Source organism: Trinickia dabaoshanensis (assembly GCF_002879885.1).
Lineage (GTDB): Bacteria > Pseudomonadota > Gammaproteobacteria > Burkholderiales > Burkholderiaceae > Trinickia > Trinickia dabaoshanensis.
The window spans coordinates 261,904-283,987 of record NZ_PNYA01000002.1; the positions used below are offsets into that span (position 1 = coordinate 261,904).

Below are 22,084 nucleotides of genomic sequence, written 5' to 3' on the forward strand. Positions count from 1 at the left end.
ATCAGACTCCTAACGCGGGTTCGGTGACCCGGTAACGGACGGCGATTGCGTCGGCGGAGGCCGCGAGCAGCGCGTCGAGTTCCGCATCGCGCTCGGCACGGGTCATCGACCAAAGCAACTGGCCGAGAAACACTTCGCGCGATGCGGGATCGACTTCGTCGCCGGCTTCGAGCAGAACTTGCGTCACCACCGGCGCGCGCGGCAGCGCATTGAGCCGGATCTCCTCGATTCGCCCCGGGCTCGCGAAATAGACGCGGAAAAACGTTGCGTTCGGGCTCGGCGTTTCGCCCTCGCCGGTATAGGCGAGGCGTGAGAGCGAGGCGTGCGCGCCGTCGGCATCGAGGAGCACGTGCAACCAAAGATCGAGCAAATTCGCTTCGCCGTTGAGCGCCTTCACGCTCGGCGAGATCAAGCTGCCGCCGACCCGCGGGTTGATTTCGATCAGATCCCAGCGCGTGCCGTCGAACCGGGCTTCGACGTGAAAGCACCCCCAGTCGATCGCCAATCGCGTAAAGACCGAGCGCAGCCAGGCGATGCCTTGCGCGCAATGGAGCGCGGCGATCGACACGGGGGGACTCGTACAACTGTCCTCCAACACCGTGCCGTTCGCCTCGGTCAATTCGCACTTTTCGTGGATCGCGACGACGTACGGACTGCCGTCCACGACGAGCACCTCGAAGCTGCACTCCGTCCCGCTCACGTATTCCTCGGCGATGAATCGAACGCCTTCACCGATCACCGAGGCGTAGACCGTGTCGGCCTGCGCCTGCCTTGCGATCGCGTCCAGCGTGGCCCATGTCGTCTCGCGTGTGAGCCGGAATGCGCCGTACGATGCGATGCCCTGGACGGGCTTAACGAAGTACTCGCTTGCGCGCGCTTGCAATTGGCCGAGCATGTCCGGCGTGAGCGCGTAGGCACGCCGGCGCGATAGCCCGTCCGCATGGAGCGTGTTGCGAACATGCAGCTTGTCGCGCAACGACTGCACGAGCGCGGGGGCAAGATCCGCGACGCCGAGGCGCGCATTCGCATGCGCCATCAGCGCGCGGTAGCCTTCCCATACGGAAATACACGCGAGCACGCGCACCCCGGACGCTTGCAGCGCGTCCAGCGTTCGATCGACATCGGCGATCGACAGCACGTGCGCGTCGCCCGCGTGCACGCTGCCCGCGAGCGCACGCACCGCGTCCAGCCGATTCGCGTGCTCCGGCAACGGTCGCGAGCTCAGGACGTGCGCCCGCAGTCGCCGCCTGCCGATCGCCGTGGCGAGGTCCTCGACGAACGAGTACCCGCAGTGGCTCAAAATCAGAACGCCATCAGCCAACATGTCGGCTCTCCCCTCAGGCTGCGGCCTTCAGCGTCGATGCGATCTTGTCTTCGTACAGTTCCTTGAAATAGAGCGCGAGAACCGTTTGATGCTCGTCCAGATAGCGCTTGAGCGCGGCGATATCGTCTTCGCTGCGCAGCAAGTAGCGAATGGCGGCCCAGACCTCACCCGGATGGTCGTCGTTGATATCGGTGTGCGAGTGCGCGATCTGTCCACCGATGTTGCTCTCGCCGACCGACCCCTTCAGCGCGTCGATCTTGCGAGGCTCGAGCTTCACGTTGACGTATTCGACGAGGTACGAATACGCAACGACGCCGAGCGGGCCTTCGTGGTCGAGCAGATACGAGAAATAGCCGGTCAGTAGCTTCGTCGACAAGTACGGTTCGGTCGCAAGGAACGTTTCGCGCGTCACGCCGGCACGCTCGAGATCCTGGATGAACAAGTCGTCGTGCAGCATTTCCTCGCGTTCGTAGTTCGCCCAGATCTGAGCCGCCTCGGGGCTGCGTTTCGCGATCTCGGCGAGCGCCTTCGATTCCGACACGCGCAGCAAGCGGATACGCCATGCGGTTTCGATCAGGTGACGGCGGTAGTACTCGCTGTCGACCGTCTTGCCCTCGAGGTGCGCGGCGTACGGCACGGTCTCGTACCACGTGTCGATTTGACGATCGATCAGCGCGTCGACTTCACCGCGCAAAGCTGCGGAGGCAACGGCGTTCAGAAACGGCGTGCGGTTTTCGAGACCCGCGTTTTTCACACGATTGCTCATGGGAGTTCCTATATTGAGAAGAGTGGAAGACAGGCGCAAAACGGATCGTTCGGGAATTCAACTGCCGGTCCGGGCCGCGACGCGTACGGTTGCGGCACCCGTGAGCCGGCATTGACACGCGAGCCGGAACCGCTCGTCCGGATAGCCGAGCGTGTCGAGGAAGGCCGCCTCTTGTGCTTGGCGGTTGCCGAGATTCGGTAGTCCCTCCAGCACTTCGATGACGCATGCACCGCATGCCCCCGCACGGCAGCCGAACGGGATCGAGTCCTGTCCGTGCAATTCGAAGTCGAGCTCCATCAACGAAGCGCGATCGGCAAGCCATACCTCTATGCCTTGCGGCTGCAGCGTCAGTCTGTGCATCGCTTCATCCTCCGTGTCCAACCGAGCCGCCGCCGTCGGTTGCGATGTCGGCGGCGGGCTCGGTGCACTTACTGTATGAAACGAGCGGGACGTACCGTTAGCGTTTTTGTCCCAACAAAGCGACGATGCGTTTCTGCTAACGCCTGCGTATCGCTTGTCCGCGCCGATGAGACACGCCGTCAATCCATTGAGACACGCGGACTAACTCGCGCCCGATGCGTGAAGTACCTTTGTTCTGGTCGTGGGCTTCGCGGTCCGCGCGGTTGCGCGGCGCTCGCCGCCGGCGCATCCCGGCGATGCCCGCCATCCTTCCATTCCCTAGCACGGAGCGACAAACATGTCGACGCAAGCCATTCCAGAAACGGCGCAGCACGCGGTGTCCGCCGCGCATTCGATCGAAACATCATCGAACGTGCCCCGCTGCAATACGCTCGAGGCACAGAAGCGATTGAACGCGTTCTATCTTCGAGAGCTCGCGCCCCCGAGCGCATACGACACGATTCCGCAACCTGCGGAATACGATGAAATCCTGACGCTCGAAAGCGAGTGGAACTTGCACGAGGAATCGCGTTGCGACTTGTCCGGCTTGCCCGAGACCGCTGCGCAACTCGAGGAGTGGTATTACGATCTGCGGCGCACGAATCGCGAAGCCGTTGCGCCCTTCTTCCGCTTTCTCGCCGAAGAGGCCACGCTCGAACAGCTCGCGTATTACGTCTGCTTGGAAGCACAGGTGGACGGCCGTTTCGACGATACGATCGCGCTCTCGCAAATCGGCATGCTCGGCGACATGAAGCTCGCGGTCGCCGAGAACTTCTGGGACGAGATGGGTCTCGGCAATCTAGACGGAATGCACACGCTGCTGTTCGGTAAAGCGGAGCCGCATTTCCGGCAGTATCTGCAACGTTTCGATCCGTCGATTTTGTCGTCGGCGCTCGCACTGAAGAACGGCAATCTGTTGTCGATGTATGCGCTGCGCCGCTGGTACGTCTTGCGCCTGCTCGGCACGCTGACGCTGCTCGAGGACACCGTGCCGTACCGCTTCTCGAAGATGGTAAAGGGCATGCGCCGTCACGCGGTGCCGGAGCAAGTCATCGAATATCACGTACTGCATACCAAGATCGACGTGATCCACGGCAATAGCCTGGTCAAACGCGTACTGCTGCCGCTTGCACAGCAAAACCCCAGCGCGATCCGCGACATCTGCATCGGCTGCCTGATCCGCTTCAACGTCGAGAAGGACTACTACGAAGGCGCCGGGACCGTCATGGAGAACATGCGTCAATCGCTGCAGTGACGCGCCGCGCGGGCCACCGCTCGCGTAAGGCCGCTCGCCGAGGCGATTCGCGCGATCCGCGCGAATCGCTCCGCCTCTTTTCTCGACGCTCGTTCGTACGAACCGCCATCATGAGTCTCGACCATCTGTCCGACTTGCAGACTGCGTCGCGCACGCGCGCGGCGGACTCGCGCGTGCAGCTCACGCGCCCTATCACGCTGCTGTTCGCGGTAACGGCCGGATTCGCCGTCGCCAATGCCTATTACGCGCAGCCGCTGCTCGACACGCTCGCCCGCCAATTCGATATCTCCCGCGCCGCCATCGGCAGCGTCATGACGGTAACGAACATCTGTTACGGGCTCGGCCTGCTCTTGCTCGTACCGCTCGGCGACCTCTGGGACCGCCGCCGGATGATTTTGATTCAGTCGATCGTCAGCGCGCTTTCGCTGTTGGCCATCGCGACGGCGACGCGCGGCGTGGTGCTGTTCGCGGGCATGGCGCTGATCGGCTTTCTCGCGGTCGTCACGCAAGTGCTCGTATCGTTCGCGGCCGGCCTTGCCGAGCCGGCCGAACGCGGGCAAATCGTCGGCACCGTGACGAGCGGCATCGTGCTCGGCATCTTGCTCGCGCGTACGTTCTCCGGCGCCATCGCCGATCTCGCGGGCTGGCGTGCGGTTTATCTGACATCGGGATGCGTCACGCTCATGCTCGCCGCCGTGTTGTCGCGTGTGCTGCCGCATCATCCTTCGACGGGGATCGCCCAGTCCTATCCGCGGCTCATCGCATCGGTGTTCGCGCTCGTCGCGCAAGAACGCGTACTGCGGGTGCGCGGCTTCGTCGGCTTCCTGCACTTCGCGGCGGCCATGACGCTTTGGACGCCGATGGTCCTACCGCTGAGCGCGCCTCCGTTGTCGCTGTCGCATACCGAGATCGGTCTGTTCGGTCTTGCGGGCGCGGCCGGCGCACTCGGTGCCGCGCGGGCCGGCCGGCTCGCCGATCGCGGTTTCGCGCAGTGGACCTCGGGCATCGGCCTCACGCTGATGCTGCTCTCGTGGTTGCCCACGGCGCTCGTCATGCACTCGATTGCCGCGCTCGTCGTCGGCGTCGTCGCATTCGATCTCGGACTGCAAGCGGTGCACGTGACCAACCAAAGCTTGATCTACAGCGTACGCCCCGAAGCACGGAGCCGTCTAACGGCCGGATACATGCTTTTTTATGCGTGCGGATGCGCGTCGGGCTCGATCGCATCGACGTTCGTGTACGCACGCTTCGGCTGGTCGGGCGTATGCACGCTCGGCGCGTCGATCAGCGCGGTTGCACTCGCGTTCTGGTACGCCACGCTGCGTCGCGCGGCATGACGCTCGAATTCAACCACTCGACTCTGAACGGACGCAATGAACCCGAAACTCTCGCACGACCTCGTCGGCATCGAAGCGCTGCTACAGCGTACCCTCGATCATGCGCTCGAGGTGCTCGATCGCATCGACGAGCGCCCCGCCGCCCTCGATCCGCCGCCGGCGACGCGGCGCCCGTTGCCCGAGCACGGCCCCGGGTTCGACGCCGCGCTCGACGACTTCCTGACACGCTGGGCGCCCGGGTTTTCGGGCAGCGCCGGGCCCCGCTATCTGGGCTTCGTGACGGGCGGCGCGACACCCGCCGCGCTCGCGGGCGATTGGCTCACGAGCGTGTACGATCAAAACCCGACGGCCGGCATCGACAGCGCTGCACCCGACCTCGAACGCGAAACGATTGCGCGTCTGCGCGAGTTGTTCGGACTGTCGAATGCGCAGCAAGGCGTGCTGGTCAGCGGCGCGACGATGTCGAATCTGGTCGGGCTCGCGATCGGCCGCGAGTGGCTCGGCGAGCAATGCCAAAGCCGCGTCTCGATTTCCGACGATGGGGTCGGCATGCTGCCGCCGATTCGCGTCCTGTCCGGTGCGCCGCACTCGAGCATCTATAAGGCGCTGTCGGTGCTCGGTATCGGCCGGCGCGCCGTGCAAAAGGTACCGACGCTGAAAGAACGCGAAGCCGTGGACGTCGATGCGCTGGAAGCCGCGCTCGAGCGCTTCGAGGGCGAACCGGTCATCGTCGTCGCCAATTCGGGCACGGTGAACACCGTGGACTTCGACGCATTGCAGGCGATCGCCGAATTGCGTTCGCGCTATCCTTTCTGGCTGCACGTGGACGCGGCGTTCGGCGCGTTCGCGGCGCTCTCGCCCGAGCATGCGCCGCTCGTGCGCGGCCTCGATGCGGCCGACTCGATCTGCATCGACTTGCATAAATGGCTGAACGTGCCCTACGACGCAGCCGTGCAATTCAGCCGGCGGCGCGATCTGCAGGTGCGCGTGTTCCAAAACAGCTCGGCGTATCTCGGCGTGCCCGGAGACAACCCCGATTTCGTCCATCTGACGCCGGAGAATTCGCGGCGGTTGCGCGCGCTGTCGACGTGGTTCACGCTCGCCGCGTACGGCCGCGACGGTCATGCGCAGATCGTGCAAACGAACATTGCGCTAGCACACCGCCTCGGCAGGCTGATCGCCGAGCAGCCCGGACTGACGCTGCTCGCGCCGACCCGCCTGAACGTCGTCTGCTTCACGCTGGCGCAGCAGCCGAGCGAGGAGCGCATCAACGCTTATGTGCGCGCCGTACGGGACCTCGGCGACGTATTCGTCACGACGACGGTCTATGCCGGTACCTGGGGCGTGCGCGCGGCATTTTGCAATTGGCGCACGAGCGAATGCGACGTCGACCGGACGTTCGACTCCTTGGTGCGGGCCCTTGGGAGCGTGCAATGAACGCCGCAGCTTCGTTTCCGGCCGCGCATAGATGGGCGTGGCGTGCCATCGGCATAGGCTCTCTCGCGCTGGTCGCCGCGGCCGTATGGGTCCAGTTGGCATTGCATGAAGACCCGTGCCCGCTGTGCATCATCCAACGCTATGTGTTCCTGGCGATCGCGGCGTTCGCATTCACCGCGTCGGCGGGAGGACGGCGCGCCCCCTTGTGGCGGGTGCTCGCCCTCGCGGCGGCACTCACGGGCGCGGCGGTCGCCGCGCGGCACATCTACGTCCAGGCGCACCCTTCGTTCAGTTGCGGATTCGATGCGCTCGAGCCTGTCGTGGACGGCCTGCCGCCCGCGCATTGGGTACCGGTGCTCTTCAAGGTCGCCGGACTGTGCGAGACGGCTTACCCTCCGATCCTCGGCCTCACGCTGCCGATGTGGGCGCTCGTCTTTTTTGCCGCGATCGCCCTCACGATCGGCTGGGGCCTGCGCGCGCGGACGGCGGCGCAAGCGGCTTGACCCGCGGATCGAGCGGCGGACGGCGCGCTTAGCCGAGCTGGTCCGCCACCTCGTCGACGATCGCTTCCGGCGACAACTCGATGCTCACCGTGATCGCCTCGTCCTCGCCCGGCTCTTCGAGCGTATCGAGCTGACTGCGCAGCAGCGACGGATTGAAAAAATGACGGCCCCGCGTAGCCAGACGCTCGTGCAGTACTTCGTACGAGCCCTTCAGATAGACGAAGCGTACGCTGCCGTCGCCCGAGGCACCGCCTCGCAGTACGTCGCGGTACGCGCGCTTGAGCGAGGAGCAGCCCACCACGAGCGATTGACCGGCCGCCACCTTCTCTTCGATGGCCGCGCGAATGGCCGCGAGCCACGGCCAGCGATCGTCGTCGGTGAGCGCGACCCCTTGCGCCATTTTTTCCTTGTTGACCACGCTATGAAACACGTCGCCGTCGACGAACGTGCAACCCAGACGCTCGGCGAGCATTTCGCCGATGAGCGTCTTACCGGCGCCCGAGACGCCCATCACGATCACAATCATTGCCGTTCCAATTGAGGCATTAGAAAACCGCGGCGAGCGCGAACGTCAAGCCCAGGCCAAGCAGCGAGATGATCGTCTCGCACAGCGACCAGGTTTTGAAGGTTTGCCCCACCGTCATGCCGAAATATTCCTTGATCAGCCAGAAGCCGCCGTCGTTGACGTGAGAAAAGATCAGCGAGCCGGCGCCCGTGGCGAGCACGAGCAGCTCGGGCTGAACATGAATCGCCCCCGCCTTGGCAATGGGCGCGACGATACCGCACGCGGTCGTCATCGCGACGGTCGCCGAACCTGTCGCCAACCGAATCAATGCGGCGACGAACCAGCCGAACAGCAACGGCGACAGATGCGCTTGCGTGGCGACGGCCACGATCTGCTGCGAGATGCCGCTGTCGCGCAATACGCCGCCGAAGCCGCCGCCCGCGCCGACGATCAAGGTGATGCCGGCGATCGGCGCCAGGCAGTCGCCGCAAAACTTTTGGATCTGCTCGCGCGTGAAGCCGCGCTGCGCGCCGAACGTCCAGAAGCTGACGATCACGGCGATGAGCAGGGCGACGTCCGAATTGCCGACGAAGCGCAGCAATTCGTTCGGCACCGACTTCGGCGCGAAGACGAGATCGGCCCAGCTACCCACGAGCATCAAGATCACGGGCAACAAAATGGTGAAAAGCGTAACGCCGAAGCCCGGCAAGTCGCGCCGCCCTTGGGCATCCTTATCGGCCGACTCGACGAATTGCGCGGCGAGCGGATTGTTCTCGGGCAGCTTGATATAGCGGTGTACGAGCAGCGCGAATAGCGGACCCGCGACGATGGCGGTGGGAATGCCGACGATGAGCCCGTAGGCGATCGTCTTGCCGATATCGGCACCGTAGGCTTGAACGGCCAAGAGCGCGGCCGGGTGAGGCGGAATCAGGCCATGGACGACCGATAAGCCCGCGACCATCGGCAGCCCGATCAACAGCAGCGATTTACCGGTGCGCTTGGCGACGTTGAAAGCAATCGGCACGAGCAGGACGAAGCCCACCTCGAAGAAGACGGGCAAGCCGACGATGATGGCGACGAAGAGCATGGCCCAATGGATCTGCTTCTCGCCGAACCAGCGTATCAGCGTGGTCGCGACCCGTTCGGCGCCGCCCGATTCGGCCATCATCTTGCCGAGCATCGTGCCGAGACCGACCACGATGGCGATGTGCCCCAGCGTTCCGCCGTTGCCCGTTTCGAACGATTTCACGATGTGGCCCGCCGGCATTCCTGCGGCCAGCCCGAGCAATAAGGAAACGACGATGAGGACCAGAAACGGATAGACCTTGTACCGCGCGATCAGCAGGATGAGCGCCGCGATCGCGATTACCGCGTAAAGCAGCAAGAGGCCGCCGTGGACCGATCCCATAAAACGTCTCCTTGACTTGTTCTGATGCTTCAAAACGAGGGAGAAAGACACGCGTGGGCGGCAGGGCCGCCGGCACGTCGTCGCTGCATTCTAATAGGCGGCGAGGTTTTGAGGACAAACCGGTTTCATCGACGAGCACGCCGCCGCGAGTGGTATCGGTGCGAGCACACTCTGGACCTGCCGCCGCCCGCCGGGCAGGCTGGCGCGGCGGCGCGGTGCGTCAGTGCTGATGAGCCGCCAGTTCCGAGGCGGCTCGGGCGAGGCGCGTCACCTCGTCCCAATTTTCCGCGGCCAGCGCGGCCTTCGGCGTCAACCACGAGCCGCCGACGCAGACGACGTTCGGCAACGCGAGAAAGCTCGGGGCCGTCTCGGTCGTGATGCCGCCCGTCGGGCAGAACTTGAGCGCCGGAAACGGACCGTACAGCGCTTGCAGCATCGGAATGCCGCCGGCTTGCTGGGCCGGGAAGAACTTCACCGTCTCGTAGCCGAGTTCGAGCGCGAGCAGGATATCGCTAGGCGTCATGACGCCGGGCAGCAAAGGCAAGCCGGCGTCCTGCGCGGCTTGGTGGATGTCCTTCGTGAGACCGGGCGACACCCCGAATTGGGCGCCGGCCTTTTTGGCTTGCGCGCAGTGCTCGGGCTTCGTGATCGTGCCCACGCCGACGACGATGTCGGGCGAGAGCTGAGCCGCCCGCTCGATCGCGCCGATACCGGCCGGCGTGCGCAGCGTGATCTCGAGCACTTTGACGCCGCCCGCATGAAGCGCGCGCGAGACGTGCTCGCCCTGCTCGACCGTCTCGAAGGCCAGCACCGGGATGACGGGACCTAGGCGGACGATGTCTTCAACCTTTTTCATGCCGGACTCCTTTAGTGTTTCGTTGCATGGATCGAATGCTCGGCCGGCTCGCCCACGAACGTGGGCAATGGGCCGAACACCGAGGCACCCATTTCGGCCGGCGCGGCGGCCGCTCGAAAGACGCCGAACAATTCGCGGCCGAAGCCGACTTCGTTTTCCGCTTGATGCTTGGGCGCTTCGACGGCCCGCGCGTTCCATTGCGCGTCCTCGATCTCGACATCGAGGATGCCGCGCTCGGCATCGATCACGATCGTGTCGCCGTCGCGTACCTTGCCGAGCGGCCCGGCGAGCAGCGCCTCGGGCGACACGTGGATCACGGCAGGCACCTTGCCGGACGCGCCCGACATCCGGCCGTCGGTCACGAGTGCCACGTGAAAGCCCTGGTCTTGCAGCACGCCCAAGAGCGGCGTCAAGCGATGCAATTCCGGCATGCCGTTCGCGCGCGCGCCTTGGAAGCGCACCACGGCGACGAAATCGCGCTTGAGCTCGCCCTTATCGAACGCGGCTTGCACGGCTTCTTGCGAGTCGAACACGATCGCGGGCGCGCGCACCGCACGGTGCTCGGGCGCGACCGCGGAAATCTTGATGACGCCGCGGCCGAGCTTGCCCTGCATGAGCCGCAGCCCGCCATCGGGTTGAAACGGTTCGCCGATGGGGCGCAGCACCTTCGTATCGCCGCTTTGATCAGGCCCCGGCACCCACGCGAGCTGGCCGTCCACGAGCCTCGGCTCTTCCGTGTAACGGGACAACCCCTTGCCCATGACCGTCGTTACATCCTCGTGCAGCAAGCCGCCTTCGAGCAAATTGCGCATCAGGAACGCCATGCCGCCCGCCGCGTGATAGTGATTCACGTCGGCCTTGCCGTTCGGGTAAATCTTCGCGAGCAGCGGGACCGCCTGCGAAAGCGCGTCGAAGTCGTCCCAGTCGATGACGATGCCGGCCGCGCGCGCGATCGCGACGAGATGCAGTGTGTGATTGGTCGAGCCGCCCGTGGCGAGCAAAGCCACGATGCCGTTGACGATCGCTTTTTCGTCGACGACATGGCCGATCGGCGTGTAGGCGCCACGCTCCACGGTCAGATCGAGCACGCGGCGCGCCGCGGCCGCGGTGAGCGCATCGCGCAGCGGCGTATGCGGGTGAACGAACGCCGACCCGGGCAGGTGCAGGCCCATTACTTCCATGAGCATTTGGTTGCTGTTGGCGGTGCCGTAGAACGTGCACGTGCCGTGCCCGTGATAAGCGGCCGATTCGGCCTCGAGCAACGCGTCGCGTCCCACTTGCCCCGTGGCGAACTGCTGCCGGATCTTCGCCTTTTCGTCGTTCGACAGGCCGCTCGTCATCGGGCCCGCCGGCACGAATATCGTCGGCAGGTGCCCGAATTGCAGGGCGCCGATCAGCAAGCCCGGCACGATCTTGTCGCACACGCCGAGACACAGCGCCGCGTCGAACATGTTGTGCGTGAGCGCAACCGCCGTGCTCATCGCGATCACTTCGCGCGAGAAGAGCGATAGCTCCATGCCGGCGTTGCCCTGCGTGATGCCGTCGCACATCGCCGGCACGCCACCCGCGAATTGCGCGATGCCGCCGCTTTCACGGGCCGCGCGCTTGATGATGTCGGGGAAATCCTTGTACGGGGCATGGGCCGAAAGCATCTCGTTGTAAGACGAAACGATGCCGATGTTCGGCTCGCGCATCGCCTTGATGGCGATCTTCTCGGTGCCTTCCAGACCGGCGAATCCGTGCGCGAGATTGGCGCAAGAGAGCGCGCCCCGGGCCGGGAATCGCCCTTGCGCGGCATCGATTCGCGCGAGATAGGCTTGGCGCGTCGGGCGGCTACGCTCGACGATACGGCGAGTGACTTCGGTCAGCGTGCGGTGCGGCGAAACCATGGAAAACGCTCCTCCTGAAAGACGGCGCGGAACGCCGGACGGGTGGCGCGATGCAGTTCGAGCTGCTCAACGCGATTTTGGCGGAGCAAGTTTAGTAGAAAAACTACATCCCAGCAATGCGGATCGATCGCGATTGTCGCATTCGCACGCTCGCCTCTACCTCATGGCTGCGTTACCTCACGTCCGATCGGTAGCAAATACATGTAGATTTTCTACAAGCAGAAGGTCATACTACCGCCATCGATAGAACACGATACACCCGCTTGGCGGGGCTTTCAGACATGCTTGCCCGAATCGAATCGATGCGCGCGCAGTTGCGCCCATCCGAACGCAAACTAGCCGACTACGTGCTCGACACGCCTCGCGAGGTGCTCGACTTGGCGATGACCGAGCTCGCGACGCGGGCCGGCGTGAGTCAGCCGACGATCGCGCGCTTTTGCCAGGCGCTCGGCTGCGGAGGTTTTCGAGAATTCAAGATCCGCCTCGCCCAGAGCATTGCGCCCGGGCTGCCGTCCGTCTATCGCGACGTGCGCCCCGACGAGCCCGCGCCCGGCGTGGTCGCCAAGGTGTTCGATCGGACGATCGGGGCATTGATCGAGGTAAGAAACAGCCTATCGGCGCATAGCGTCGCCAAGGCGATCGAGTTGCTTTCGCACGCCTCGCGCATCGAGTTTTACGGCGCGGGCGGCTCCGGGATCGCAGCGCAAGACATCCAGCACAAGTTCTTCAGATTGGGGATTCCGAGCGTCGCGTATGCCGACCCGCATACCTATACGATGTCGGCCGCCCTGCTCGGCGAGTCGGACGTGGTGGTGACGATTTCGAACACGGGCCGCACGCGCGATATCGTCGAGGCGGCGCGCTCGGCGCTCGCGTGCGGGGCGAAGGTGATCGCGATCACCCACAGCAACTCGCCGCTCGCGCAGCTTGCAACGGTTAGCCTCGTGGCGAACGTCGCGGAAGAAACGGATATTTTTTCGCCGATGACCTCGCGCGTCTCGCATCTCGCGATCGGCGACATCCTCGCCGTCGGCGTCGCGCTCGCGCGAGGGCCCGATCTCGTCGACAAACTCGGACGGGCCAAGAAGGCGATTACGCAGCGCCGAATCGAGTCGCCGCCGCGCGAAGAAGAACTCGATTAAAACGGCTTGACGACGACGAGCGCGACCGCCGCGATGAGGGCGAACACCGGCAGTTCGTTGAAAATGCGATACCACCGATCGGAGCGGCGATTCTCGCCGCGCTCGAACGCCGCCAGCAGGCGCCCGCAGTAAGCGTGATAGCCGATGAGCAAGATCACGACGCCAAGCTTGGCATGCATCCAGCCTTGTCCCTGGCCGATCCCATAGCCGAGCCATAGCCCGAGGCCGCAGGCGAGCGCCACGACGGCGATGACCGACATGAAGCGGTAAAGCTTGCGCGCCATGACGAGCAGCCGCGACACGGCGGCCGGCTCCTTTTCCATGGCCAGGTTGACGAAGATACGCGGCAGGTAGAACAGGCCCGCAAACCACGAAGCCACGAAAACGATATGAAAAGTTTTGAGCCAGAGCATCGGTAGGGATCGGTCGCGGGTTCGTCGTCGTTCGTATGGCGGCGCAAGCTTACTGCCTGACTTCGCCGTGCCCGAGCACGACGTATTTCAGCGAGGTGAGCCCTTCCAGCCCGACGGGACCGCGCGCGTGCAGCTTGTCGTTCGAGATGCCGATCTCGGCCCCGAGCCCGTATTCGAAGCCATCGGCGAAGCGAGTCGACGCGTTCACCATGACGCTGGCCGAATCGACTTCGCGCAAGAAGCGCATCGCACGATCGTGGTCTTCGGTGACGATCGCATCGGTATGCGCGGAGCCGTACGTATTGATGTGGTCGATCGCAGCATCCATGCCGTCCACGATTTTGATCGCCAGCACCGGTGCCAGATATTCGGTGCGCCAATCCTCCTCGGTGGCATCGACGAGCGCAAGCTCGGGAGCGTCGCTCCCCCAAGGCGCGGCTTCGAGCACCGCGCGCGCGTGGCGATCGACACGCAGCTCGACGCCCTTGTCGCGAAACACGCGTGCGAGCGGGGGCAACGCGGCGAGAGCGATGCCGCGCGCGACCAACAGCGTCTCCATCGTATTGCACGTGCCGTAGCGGTGCGTCTTGGCGTTGTCGCAGACCGCCAGCGCTTTGCACAGGTCGGCGCGATCGTCGACGTAGACGTGGCAAATACCGTCCAGATGCTTGATCATCGGCACCCGCGCCTCTTCGATCAGCCGCGCGATAAGGCTTTTGCCGCCGCGCGGTACGATTACATCGACGTATTCGGTCATCGTCGCGAGCTTGCCGACGGCGGCCCGATCGGCCGTCTCGACCACTTGCACTGCGTCGCGCGGCAGACCCGCCGCGGCTAGCCCTTCGCCGATCAGCGCGGCCAGCGCCGTGTTCGATGCGAGCGCCTCGGAGCCGCCGCGCAAAATCGCCGCATTGCCGGACTTCAAGCACAGCGCGGCCGCATCGATCGTCACGTTCGGACGCGATTCGTAAATAATGCCGATGACACCGAGCGGCACGCGCATGCGCCCCACTTGAATGCCGCTCGGGCGATATTTCAGGTTGTCGATTTCGCCGATCGGGTCGGGCAACGAAGCGACTTGGCGCAAACCCTCGACCATCGTCTTGATCGCTTTGTCCGAGAGCGTCAACCGATCGACGAACGCGGCGTCCATGCCCTTCTCGCGCGCCTTGGCGACGTCGAGCGCGTTCGCTTGCTGCAAGGCCGCTTGCTCGCGCTCGATCGCGTGGGCAATGGCGTGCAGCGCGTCGTTTTTCGCCGCCGTCGCGGCCCGGGCCATCGCGCGCGAAGCGCCGCGTGCGCGGCGGCCGATGGCGGTCATGTACTCGTCGATATCCATCATGATTCTCGTTCGTCGCGCACGCGGCGCAGGTGCTAAGTGCAAAGTGTTCGCGCTGGCGGTAACGCCCGCGTGTCGATTCTAAGCCGTTACGCGCCGTTCGCGCGTGCGGTGCCGCGCTTGGCCGGTGCGGCGACGAGGGCGGCTAGCTCGAACATGCCTTCCCAAGGATCGGGCGGCAAGGCCGTGCGCCGCCGGCTGGCCGGCGCGCTGCCGGTGAGCCCCTTCACTTGCCGGTCGAGGGCCGCGGCAAGCGCGAGCCCTTCCTCTAGCACGGACTCCGTCACGCGCGACAGCGCAGGCCCGACGAGGCGCTCGCGCGGGCCCCAGACCCGATTCTCGCGCAGCAGCATCGGGAGCGGCTTGCCCGCCGCCGCGCCGCGCTTGATTTTGAGCAGCGTACGCAGCTCCTCGGTGAGCGCCCACAGCACGAGTACGGCGGCTTCGCCCTCTCCCTTCAAGCCGTCGAGCATGCGCGAGAGCCGGCCCACGTCGCCCGCCAGCATCGCCTCGTTCAGCTTGAAGACGTCATAGCGCGCGACGTTCAGCACCGCGTCTTGCACTTGTTCGAACGTCAACACGCCCTCGGGGTAGAGCAAGCCCAGCTTTTGAATCTCTTGATGCGCGGCCAGCAGATTGCCTTCGACGCGCTCCGCCACGAATTGCAGCGCACGCCGGCCGTCTTCGCCGGGCGCGACGCGCTGGCCTTGCAAGGCCAGCCGCTGCGAAACCCAGTTCGGCAATTGCGCGCGCTCGACGGGATCGATCCGTAGCGACACGCCGCGCTCTGCGAGCGCCGTGAACCACGCCGATTTTTGCGTCGCGGCGTCGAGCCGCGGCAGCGTCACGAGCGTGAGTACATCGGGATTGTCGGCCGCGGCGAGCGATTTGAGCGCATCGGCGCCTTCCTTGCCCGGTTTGCCCGACGGAATCCGTAATTCGATCAGTTGGCGGTCGCCGAACAGCGACATCGATTGCGTCGCGCCCAAGAGCGAACTCCAATCGAAGCTGCGCTCGACCGTGAAGACGTTGCGCTCGGTGAAGCCGGCCGTGCGCGCGGCCGCGCGGATGCGGTCGCACGCCTCCTGCGCGAGCAAATGCTCGTCGCCGTAGACGACGTACAAACCGGCGAGGCCCTTGGTCAGATGCGCGTCGAGCGCGTCCAGTCGCAGTTGCATGAGCGGTAAACCGTACGGGAGCGAAGCGGGCCGATTACAACGGCGGCGGCGGCAACGGCGCACGCGGCGCCACGCCCGGCGTTTGTTCCCCCGCAGCCGGATGCAGCGAACGGACGCTCGCCAGACGGCGCGTCAATTGATCGACCGCGTCGTTTTGCATATCGGCATACAAGAGTTCCGACTCCTGAGCTTTCGCGAGCGCATAGGTGACGCTATACGTCATGGCCCGATTCAGTTGAATCGCGCTCGACGGAATCAGCAAGGTTCCATCCGCTCCGGTCAGCGTGTACGAGAGCGAATAGGTCAGCGCATACTCCTCGGCCGCGCCGGCCGAATTGAGCGTCAGCACCGACTGCGAGCGCCCTTCGCTCACCGACAAAATGGCATCGGCGGTGGACGTCGACTTCACGACGACCGTATCGCTGCCGCCTTCGATCATGCGCTTCAAGCGGGCGGCCACGACCGGCGGCGCGCCTACGATCGCGAGCCGCTTGAAGGCATAGTTTTGCTGGCCGCGAAGCTGGAACCCGCACGCGGTCAAAATCGTCGTGCCGCATACGAGCGCTAAGAACGATCGGCGAATCACATTGACTCCTTGATTGAATCGCGCGGGCCTCGATCGTCCCGCGCGCGGCGCCTTTAGACGACGATGTTGACGAGCCGGCCCGGCACGACGACGATCTTCTTCGCGCTCTTGCCTTCGCTGAACTTCGCGAACATCTCGTGCGCCAGCGCCGCCGCTTCGATCGCTTCGCGCGGCGCATCCTTGGCGACGGTCACCGCGCCGCGAACTTTACCGTTCACTTGCAGCACCAGTTCGATCTCGGCCAACTCGAGCGCTTTCTCGTCGACCTTCGGCCAAGGCGCATCGAGCAGCGATCCGAACTCGCCGGCGAAACCCAGCATTTCCCACAGCGTGTACGTGACGTGCGGCACGACCGGATAGAGCACGCGCAGCAATACGCCATAGCACTCGCGCAGCACGCTGGGCTGCGCCGCTTTGGCATCCTCGAGCGCGTTGAGCATCTTCATGGCTGCGGAAACCACCGTGTTGTACTGCAGGCGCTGGTAGTCGAAATCGGCTTGCTTCAGCACGCTGTAAATCTCGCGGCGCAGCGTCTTGTCGGCTTGCGCGAGCGACGAAGCGTCGAACGCGCCGCGCACGGCGAGATTCGCTTGGTTCGCGTGCCCGAATGCCCAGACGCGGCGCAAAAAGCGGCTGGCGCCTTCAACGCCCGAGCCCGACCATTCGAGCTGCTGCTCGGGCGGCGCGGCGAACATCGTGAACAGGCGCGCCGTGTCGGCGCCGTACTGGTCGATCAACACCTGCGGATCGACGCCGTTGTTCTTCGACTTCGACATCTTCTCGACGCCGCCGAGCACCACGGGCTGCCCGTCGGTGTTCAGCGTCGCGCCCACAGGACGCCCCTTGTCGTCGTGCTCGACCGTGACGTCGGCCGGGTTGTACCAGGTCTTCTTACCCGATGCATCTTCGCGATAGAACGTCTCGTTCAGCACCATGCCCTGCGTGAGCAGATTCTTGGCCGGTTCGCCGAAATTCACGAGCCCCATGTCGCGCATGACCTTCGTCCAGAAGCGCGAGTAGAGCAAGTGCAGGATCGCATGCTCGATGCCGCCGATGTATTGGTCCATCGGCATCCAGTAATCGGTACGCGCATCGACCATCGTCTCGGCGTCCGGGCACGTGTAGCGCGAGAAGTACCAGGACGAGTCGACGAACGTGTCCATCGTGTCCGTTTCGCGTTTGGCGGGCGCGCCGCATTTCGGACACGCGCAATTGAGGAACGCAGCCGATTTCGCGAGCGGATTGCCCGTGCCGTCCGGCACGAGGTCCTCGGGCAGCACGACCGGCAGATCCTTCTCGGGCACCGGCACGTCGCCGCAGGCGGCGCAATGAATGATCGGAATCGGCGTGCCCCAGTAACGCTGGCGCGAGATACCCCAATCGCGCAGACGCCACGTGACTTGCTTGTCGCCGACACCGAGCGCCTTCAAATCGGCCGCGACGGCATCGACGGCTTGCTCGTAGCTCAGGCCGTCGTAGCGCCCGCTCTCGACGCACACGACTCCTTCCTTCTCGCCGTACCAGGCTTGCCAAGCATCGAGCGAAAACTCGCAACCGGCCTTCCCGATCACTTGCTTGATCGGCAAACCGTATTTCTTCGCGAACGCGAAATCGCGCTCGTCGTGCGCGGGCACGCCCATGACGGCGCCTTCGCCGTAGCTCATCAACACGTAATTGCCGACCCACACTTCGACCTGCGCTTGCGTGAGCGGATGCGTCACGTAAAAGCCGGTGGGCATGCCCTTCTTTTCCATCGTGGCGATCTCGGCCTCGGCCACGCCGCCTTGCCGGCATTCGTCGATGAACGCCTGCAGCTCGGGCTTGCCTTCGGCCAAACGCGCGGCCAGCGGATGTTCCGCCGCGATCGCGCAGAACGTGACGCCCATGATCGTATCGGCGCGCGTCGTGAACACGCGCAGCAGCTTTTGCTCGCCGTCGAGTTCGTACGGGAAGCCGAAGTTCACGCCGAAGCTCTTGCCGATCCAGTTTTGCTGCATCACCTTGACGCGCTCGGGCCAGCCGAGACCGTCGAGATCGTTGAGCAACTCGTCGGCGTACTGCGTAATGCGCATGTAGTACATCGGGATTTCGCGCTTTTCGACGAGCGCGCCCGAGCGCCAGCCGCGCCCATCGATGACTTGCTCGTTCGCGAGCACCGTTTGATCGATCGGGTCCCAGTTCACCGTACCCGTCTTCTTATAGACGATGCCCTTCTCGAGCATCTTCAAGAACAGCCACTGGTTCCACTTGTAGTACTTCGGATCGCACGTGGCGACCTCGCGGGACCAATCGATCGCGAGTCCGATCGATTGCATCTGCCCCTTCATGTAGGCGATGTTCTCGTACGTCCATTTGGCCGGCGGCACGCCGTTGGCCATCGCCGCGTTTTCGGCCGGCATGCCGAAGGCGTCCCACCCCATCGGCATCAGCACGTTGTAGCCGTTCATCCGCAGATAACGGTACATGACGTCGTTGATCGTGTAGTTGCGCACGTGCCCCATGTGAAGCTTGCCCGACGGATACGGCAGCATCGAGACGCAATAGAACTTCGGCTTGCCGGCGACTTCGGCCGTACGATAAACGTCGGACGCGCGCCATTGGGCCTGGGCGGCGGCTTCGATGTCGGCGGGTAAATATTTTTCTTGCATGGCGGTGGTTCAGGCTTGGCTGTCGTGGCGCGTGGCAACGCGGGCGCGGCGATACATGAAATGCGTCGTTCCCCGCAAATGGGGAAAGCGTCGATTATACCGCCCAGGCGCGTGCGAGCCGGTGCGTTTGGAGGGGGCTCGTTACGGCTGCTTGACGGCCGGCGAAGGAGGGGCGGATTGCGCGGCGGCTCCGGTGCCGGGCGGCGGCGGCTCGGTGACGAAACCGATCCGATCGAGCCCTGCCTGCTGCGCGGCGCTCATCACTTGTGCGATGACGTCGTAGCGCGTCGCGCGCGAGGCGCGCAGATGGAGTTCGGGCGGCTGCGCGGCCTTGCCCGCTTGCTGCAGACGCGCGCGCAGCGCGTCGAGCGCGAGCGGCTGGCCGTCCCAATAGAGCCGGCCCGCGTCGTCGATCGATAGCGTGACGGTTTGCGGTGTTTGCGGGGCGGGCCCGGATGCGACCTTGGGCAGATCGAGCCGAATCGCATGCGTGAGCAGCGGCGCCGTGATGATAAAAATGACGAGCAAGACGAGCATGACGTCGATCAGCGGCGTCATGTTGATATCGGCCATCGGCGCGGCCGAGCGCTCTTTGTCGAATCCGCCGAATGCCATGCGTATCGCCCTCCTTGCCTCGATCGCGGCGCGAATCAGCCCGGCGCCCGCGCGCCAGGTCCCTCCGGCGCGCAAACGTAGGCATGCAAATCGTGCGCGAAGCCGTCCAGCTCCTCGGCCAACTGCCGCTGCATGCGCCCGAGGACGTTATAGGCAAGGACGGCGGGAATGGCCACGACTAGACCGAAGGCGGTCATGATGAGCGCTTCGCCGACGGGGCCGGCGACGTTTTCGATCATGGCTTGCCCGCTCGAGGCAATGCTGCCCAGCGCGTGATAAATCCCCCACACGGTGCCAAGCAACCCGACGAAAGGCGCGGTGCTGCCGACCGACGCCAGCAGCACTTGACCGAATTCGATCCGGCGCTGCGAGGCGAGCAACGCCTCACGCAATGCGCGCAACACGCGCTCGCCGCGCTCGACCCGCGCGAGCATCGCGGACGGCGTATGCACCTCGGCCGCGGCGAGCGCCGCCTGCGCGAGCGGGACGAAGATGCGCTCGCGGTCGGCGGCCCGCAAGGCCAGCACGCCCTCGGATAAACTCGCCGACTGCCAGAACAGCGCGATGGCGCGCGGTCCTTGGCGCTTCGCTCGCCCGAGCATCCAACCCTTGAGGATCAGAAAGCACCAACTGGCGATCGACATGGCCAGCAGCACGTAAGCGACGCCGTGCGTGAGCGCGTCGCCCGCTTGGAGATAGTGAACGATGCCTGTGTTTTGCATGCGAATCCGAATCCCGAACGAGAGCGGAGCACCGCCGGATCAGCGCAGACCGAGAACGTCCTGCATGTCGAACAGACCCGTGCCGCGCTCAGCGAGAAAACGAGCCGCGCGCACCGCGCCCTGCGCGTACGAAACGCGGCTGGCCGATTTGTGCGTGATCTCGATGCGCTCGCCGGTACCGGCGAACAGCACCGTGTGGTCGCCCACGATATCGCCGCCGCGAATCGCCGAAAAGCCGATCGTCGATGGATCGCGCTCGCCCGTCACGCCGTGGCGCCCGTACACCGCGCACTCCTTCAAATCGCGGCCGAGCGCGCCGGCGATCGCCTCGCCCATCGCGAGCGCCGTACCGGAGGGCGCGTCGACCTTGTGGCGATGGTGAGCCTCGATGATCTCGATGTCATAGCCCGTCGCGAAATGGCGAGCGGCGAATTCGAGCAGTTTCAGGGTCACGTTCACGCCGACGCTCATATTCGCGGCGAAGACGATGCCGACTCGCTCGGCCGCCGCGCGGATCGTCTCGCGCTGCACGTCGGTCATGCCCGTCGTGCCGATCACGAGCTTCGTGCCATGGCGCAGCGCCGCCTCGACGTGGGCCATCGTGCCTTCGGGGCGGGTGAAATCGATGAGGCAATCGGCTGCCGCCAGGACGCTGTCCAGATCGTCGCTGAGCGCAACACCCGTGCGTTGGCCGAGAAACGCGCCGGCGTCCTCGCCGAGGTGCGGCGAACCGGTGCGATCGAGCGCGCCGGCGAGCGTCGTGTCGGGATCGTTCAAAACGGCTTCGATCAACATCCGGCCCATCCGGCCCGATGCGCCCGCGATAGCGATCTTCATCGGCGACATACCTACCCCTTTTCAATGACAGGTCGCCCGTCGCAAGGACGGCCGACGGCGCTTGGCTGCGCCTCGAAAGAAACACAAACGGGCGGGCGCGGCCCGCCCGTAGAACGCGTTCATACCGGAGACGGCACGAACGGCGCGGTGGAAGAACGAACGATCAGCCGAGCCCGTTCATCCGCGCGCGGAGACTCACTGCGTGCCGGCAGGCCCCACCGGATTGGCGTTACCGGTCGAGGACGGCTGCGGTTCGCGGTGGAACTGGAACTGCGGCGTGGCGCTCGGCAGGCCGCTCGTCGGCGACGGCGTGCCGGAGCGCACCGCTTGCCGCTCGGGCGTGGCGGGAACCTGATTCGTCGCGCGATTCGCCGCCTGCGCCGCCTGCGTGTTGGCCGCTTCGCTGCTCGGCGTAGCCGGCTCGGCCTGCGCCGCGGTGCCGGACGCGGCGGTCGTGGCCGATGCGGCTGCCGCGGCGGCCATCGCCTTCGCTTTCGCCTTCTTACCGAGCTTGTCGCCGTCGATGTCGGCCAGCAATTCGAGCTCGGACGGCAGATCGTCGCCGCCCGACCAGCTTACGACTTGATCGCCTTGGAAGTTGACGACGAAATCGCGCTGCTGCACGACGGATGTCGAGCCGCGCTTGAAGTAAAAGACGTAATCCCACCGCTCGTTATGGAACATGTCGGTGAGCAGCGGCGTACCGAGTACGGCTTTGACCTCGTCTCGCGTCATGCCCACGTGCATCTTCGCGGCAGCTTCCTTCGAGACGAAGTTGCCCTGCACGATGGTGATGCGATACGGCGTAATGCTCTGAGCGACGCGTTGCGTGAGGCTGTCGTACGTCGAACATCCCGCCACGAGCGCAACCGTCGAGGCAGCGATCAACAGCTTGCGCACGTGACTCCCCCCGCGCTTCATAAGA

21 protein-coding genes are annotated in these 22,084 nt (G+C 64.9%); 5 read left to right on the forward strand and 16 right to left on the reverse strand.

Going from position 1 to position 22,084, the window contains the following annotated elements; genetic code table 11:
• Position 1: 1 nt before the first annotated feature.
• From C0Z18_RS03085 to C0Z18_RS03095, 3 genes are read right to left on the reverse strand one after another with little or no spacing between them, the layout of a single operon-like run.
• Positions 2–1,324, reverse strand: a complete 1,323-nt coding sequence (locus tag C0Z18_RS03085; protein WP_102643887.1) for an ATP-grasp domain-containing protein — start codon at positions 1,322–1,324, stop codon at positions 2–4.
• Positions 1,325–1,337: 13 nt separating this feature from the next.
• A complete protein-coding gene (locus tag C0Z18_RS03090; RefSeq protein ID WP_102643888.1) occupies positions 1,338–2,090 on the reverse strand; it encodes a hypothetical protein in 753 nt (250 codons plus the stop codon).
• A gap of 57 nt (positions 2,091–2,147) precedes the next feature.
• Complete coding sequence (locus C0Z18_RS03095) at positions 2,148–2,450, reverse strand: 2Fe-2S iron-sulfur cluster-binding protein (RefSeq protein WP_102644021.1); 303 nt, start codon at positions 2,448–2,450, stop codon at positions 2,148–2,150.
• Positions 2,451–2,787: 337 nt separating this feature from the next.
• Between C0Z18_RS03095 and C0Z18_RS03100 the strand changes: the two genes are divergently transcribed.
• The 4 genes from C0Z18_RS03100 (at position 2,788) to C0Z18_RS03115 (ending at position 7,021) form a co-directional block, all read left to right on the forward strand.
• Positions 2,788–3,744: an iron-containing redox enzyme family protein gene (locus C0Z18_RS03100; RefSeq protein WP_102643889.1), complete on the forward strand. Its 957-nt coding sequence runs from the start codon at positions 2,788–2,790 to the stop codon at positions 3,742–3,744.
• A 110-nt stretch (positions 3,745–3,854) separates the two neighbouring features.
• On the forward strand, positions 3,855–5,081 hold the full coding sequence (locus C0Z18_RS03105; RefSeq protein WP_102644022.1) for an MFS transporter: 1,227 nt from the start codon (positions 3,855–3,857) through the stop codon (positions 5,079–5,081).
• Positions 5,082–5,117: 36 nt separating this feature from the next.
• A complete protein-coding gene (locus tag C0Z18_RS03110; protein ID WP_102643890.1) occupies positions 5,118–6,518 on the forward strand; it encodes a pyridoxal phosphate-dependent decarboxylase family protein in 1,401 nt (466 codons plus the stop codon).
• Positions 6,515–7,021 carry a disulfide bond formation protein B gene (locus C0Z18_RS03115; RefSeq protein ID WP_102643891.1) on the forward strand — a complete coding sequence of 169 codons (507 nt, stop codon included), beginning with the start codon at positions 6,515–6,517 and terminating at the stop codon, positions 7,019–7,021. The genes C0Z18_RS03110 and C0Z18_RS03115 overlap by 4 nt, the downstream gene beginning before the upstream one ends.
• Before the next feature lie 28 nt (positions 7,022–7,049).
• Here C0Z18_RS03115 and C0Z18_RS03120 read toward each other — a convergent pair whose 3' ends face one another.
• From C0Z18_RS03120 to edd, 4 genes are all read right to left on the reverse strand, one after another.
• Positions 7,050–7,547 (reverse strand): gluconokinase, encoded by a 498-nt coding sequence (locus C0Z18_RS03120; protein WP_102643892.1) that lies wholly within the window; start codon positions 7,545–7,547, stop codon positions 7,050–7,052.
• 19 nt (positions 7,548–7,566) lie between these two features.
• Entirely contained in the window at positions 7,567–8,934 is a 1,368-nt protein-coding gene (locus C0Z18_RS03125; protein WP_102643893.1) for a GntT/GntP/DsdX family permease, read from the reverse strand.
• A gap of 220 nt (positions 8,935–9,154) precedes the next feature.
• Complete coding sequence (locus C0Z18_RS03130) at positions 9,155–9,790, reverse strand: bifunctional 4-hydroxy-2-oxoglutarate aldolase/2-dehydro-3-deoxy-phosphogluconate aldolase (RefSeq protein ID WP_102643894.1); 636 nt, start codon at positions 9,788–9,790, stop codon at positions 9,155–9,157.
• Positions 9,791–9,801: 11 nt separating this feature from the next.
• Complete coding sequence (gene edd / locus C0Z18_RS03135; RefSeq protein ID WP_102643895.1) at positions 9,802–11,679, reverse strand: phosphogluconate dehydratase; 1,878 nt, start codon at positions 11,677–11,679, stop codon at positions 9,802–9,804.
• 281 nt (positions 11,680–11,960) lie between these two features.
• On the opposite strand from edd, the gene C0Z18_RS03140 reads away from it, so the two are divergent.
• Entirely contained in the window at positions 11,961–12,821 is an 861-nt protein-coding gene (locus tag C0Z18_RS03140) for a MurR/RpiR family transcriptional regulator (RefSeq protein WP_102644023.1), read from the forward strand.
• On the opposite strand, the gene C0Z18_RS03145 is transcribed toward C0Z18_RS03140, so the two are convergent.
• From C0Z18_RS03145 to C0Z18_RS03185, 9 genes are all read right to left on the reverse strand, one after another.
• Positions 12,818–13,234 (reverse strand): CopD family protein, encoded by a 417-nt coding sequence (locus tag C0Z18_RS03145; protein WP_102643896.1) that lies wholly within the window; start codon positions 13,232–13,234, stop codon positions 12,818–12,820. The two genes, C0Z18_RS03140 and C0Z18_RS03145, sit on opposite strands and share 4 nt — an antisense overlap.
• A 49-nt stretch (positions 13,235–13,283) precedes the next feature.
• Positions 13,284–14,573, reverse strand: coding sequence for a glutamate-5-semialdehyde dehydrogenase (locus C0Z18_RS03150; RefSeq protein WP_102643897.1), 1,290 nt, complete (start codon positions 14,571–14,573; stop codon positions 13,284–13,286).
• An 89-nt stretch (positions 14,574–14,662) separates the two neighbouring features.
• Entirely contained in the window at positions 14,663–15,751 is a 1,089-nt protein-coding gene (holA, locus tag C0Z18_RS03155) for a DNA polymerase III subunit delta (protein ID WP_102643898.1), read from the reverse strand.
• 34 nt (positions 15,752–15,785) lie between these two features.
• The gene (locus C0Z18_RS03160) at positions 15,786–16,337 is read right to left on the reverse strand and encodes an LPS-assembly lipoprotein LptE (protein ID WP_102643899.1); all 552 of its coding nucleotides are present in this window, start codon (positions 16,335–16,337) and stop codon (positions 15,786–15,788) included.
• A 53-nt stretch (positions 16,338–16,390) separates the two neighbouring features.
• Positions 16,391–18,985, reverse strand: a complete 2,595-nt coding sequence (gene leuS / locus C0Z18_RS03165) for a leucine--tRNA ligase (protein ID WP_102643900.1) — start codon at positions 18,983–18,985, stop codon at positions 16,391–16,393.
• 141 nt (positions 18,986–19,126) lie between these two features.
• On the reverse strand, positions 19,127–19,600 hold the full coding sequence (locus C0Z18_RS03170) for an ExbD/TolR family protein (protein ID WP_102643901.1): 474 nt from the start codon (positions 19,598–19,600) through the stop codon (positions 19,127–19,129).
• A gap of 35 nt (positions 19,601–19,635) precedes the next feature.
• Positions 19,636–20,322, reverse strand: a complete 687-nt coding sequence (locus C0Z18_RS03175) for a MotA/TolQ/ExbB proton channel family protein (RefSeq protein ID WP_102643902.1) — start codon at positions 20,320–20,322, stop codon at positions 19,636–19,638.
• Positions 20,323–20,361: 39 nt separating this feature from the next.
• On the reverse strand, positions 20,362–21,159 hold the full coding sequence (gene dapB / locus C0Z18_RS03180; protein ID WP_199189377.1) for a 4-hydroxy-tetrahydrodipicolinate reductase: 798 nt from the start codon (positions 21,157–21,159) through the stop codon (positions 20,362–20,364).
• A 195-nt stretch (positions 21,160–21,354) separates the two neighbouring features.
• On the reverse strand, positions 21,355–22,059 hold the full coding sequence (locus tag C0Z18_RS03185) for an outer membrane protein assembly factor BamE (RefSeq protein WP_102644024.1): 705 nt from the start codon (positions 22,057–22,059) through the stop codon (positions 21,355–21,357).
• Positions 22,060–22,084 lie beyond the last annotated feature (25 nt).